2 protein-coding genes are annotated in these 1,354 nt (G+C 51.3%); both read right to left on the reverse strand.

Going from position 1 to position 1,354, the window contains the following annotated elements:
* Window positions 1-726 (reverse strand): prophage tail fiber N-terminal domain-containing protein (locus BFF42_RS17475; protein WP_171742391.1); only part of this gene is annotated, 726 nt, incomplete at its 3' end.
* Window positions 713-1,201: a tail fiber assembly protein gene (locus BFF42_RS17480; protein ID WP_048815086.1), complete on the reverse strand. Its 489-nt coding sequence runs from the start codon at window positions 1,199-1,201 to the stop codon at window positions 713-715. The genes BFF42_RS17480 and BFF42_RS17475, both read right to left, overlap by 14 nt.
* Between the last annotated feature and the right edge of the window lie 153 nt (window positions 1,202-1,354).

Here is a 1,354-nt window from a genome sequence, read left to right on the forward strand (position 1 = left end):
GTCGTAAATGTCGCTCTGTGCTTCCATCGTGGCCGCACTTTTCAGCCCCAGATTATCCCGGGACTTCTGTTGTGCCTTTTCGCCTGCTGCTGCGATTTCTGACAGATGGTTAGCCATTTTCAGAGTGCCGGTCAGCGCAGCATCAATGTCATTTTTGGCCTGTTCTGCTGCGCGGGCATAACCTGCGGCATCCTGTGCGCTCTGTCCGGCTGCGGCTGCATTTGCTCCTGTGCTTGTCACATCTTCCGCAGTGGCCTTTCTGTTCTCAGCTGTGACGGTTGCATCCTGTCGGGCTTTCTCCGCAAAACGTTGTGCATCATCACGGGCCGTTGCGGCTGCCGTCACATCCTGCGCCGTCTGCCGTGCGTTTCCGGCTGCGCTCCCGGCACTCTGCTGCGCCTGTTGCGCCAGCTCTTCGAATTTCTTCAGGGATTCCGGACGCAGGTCAATATTAGTTGCGCCCAGAAAATCATTCAGCGAACCGTCCGTTGAATCTTCATAAACGCGGATGACACCGATTTCTGAAAGGCGCCGTGTGCTTTGTGTCAGGCGAACGCTGTACACACCCGGCAGAACGGGGAAGTCATATTCCCCGTTCTGTGTGGTGACATGGCTGAAAACACTTTTCAGAATCCCTGCACGGTTGTGTATGGAGGTTAGTGTAATGGTTGCGCCGTCCAGCGGTTCTCCCGTGGGCGTTTTAATCACACCTTTAAGCTGCGGCATCGGGACGCTCCGGCCAGTTGATGGCGTTATATGTGGCTTTATCTGTGATGGTGCTGAAATCCATCGCCTGCAGCGATTTCGCGTAAATACGACAGGCTTTCAGCTTTTCTTTATCTTCGTCGCTGATTAACCCCAGCAGCAGGTCTTCTTCCCATTCCCCTGTCCGGGCTCTGACCTGAGCCAGAAGGGCATCACGCTCATCTTCCGCTTTGAGTCTGTAGTCAAAGACAAATTCATCATTGCGGTAAAACCAGTAACCCGGCGCGGTAATGCGGCGGTTGGCGGTAATATCAGGAACTTCAATAACACTGGCGTTACGGGGTTCAATGCCTGTCACATCCTTACCGACCCACACCACGCGCCCGTCTCCGGTGTAAGCTATTTTAATTGTGTCGCTGGCGAAATTCTTCAGTTCTTCATACCAGTTTTTGTCGTCCTCCGAAAAAAGCCAGGTAATATCATATTTTTTTGTCATCTGGTATTGTTCCGCAGTTTTCGGATTACCCGCAGTAATATTTTTTAAATGCAACTAGACTGGCCCCCAGAATCTCCAGACAACCAGTATCACTTAAATAAGTGATAGTCTTAATACTAGTTTTTAGACTAGTCATTGGAGTACAGATGATTG

The sequence above is a fragment of the Shigella sp. FC1661 genome (genome assembly GCF_001712525.1).
Classification (GTDB): Bacteria; Pseudomonadota; Gammaproteobacteria; order Enterobacterales; family Enterobacteriaceae; genus Escherichia; species Escherichia coli.

What these genes read in the sequence shown, in the direction of transcription:
- BFF42_RS17480 (WP_048815086.1), bottom strand. Translation starts at nt 1,201, where the DNA reads ATGACAAAAAAATATGATATTACCTGGCTTTTTTCGGAGGACGACAAA.